Source organism: Pseudoalteromonas sp. S3785, from assembly GCF_005887365.1.
GTDB lineage: Bacteria > Pseudomonadota > Gammaproteobacteria > Enterobacterales > Alteromonadaceae > Pseudoalteromonas.
In genome coordinates, this window is the sequence record NZ_PNCT01000190.1 from 1 (window position 1) to 310 (window position 310).

Annotated in this window: 1 protein-coding gene; it reads left to right on the forward strand. The window is 62.3% G+C overall.

Annotated features, from left to right (window positions below):
* Positions 1-82: 82 nt before the first annotated feature.
* On the forward strand, positions 83-310 hold a 228-nt coding region (locus CWC17_RS19490), incomplete at its 3' end, for a hypothetical protein (protein WP_212750660.1).

Here is a 310-nt window from a genome sequence, read left to right on the forward strand (position 1 = left end):
ATGATGGCAAACGCCCGCTTGGCAATCCGTCACGGGCCACACTCGTGGACGCGCTCAAGGAATTGGAAGGGGCGGCGGCGTAATGTCGGTCCTCTCGGCAGCGCAGCAGGCAATCATGACGCTGGTCGGGCGCAAGCCCGCAGCCGTCGTATCCAGCACGGACGTAATCTGTGTAGAGATGACCGCGCTTGCGCAGACTGCCGCCGTAGAGATCGCCAAGTCGCACGATTGGCAGGCGCTAAGCCAGTTCTACACCATCACAGCGCAAGGGACGGAGGCAGCATATCCGTTTCCATCCGCATACGCCCGC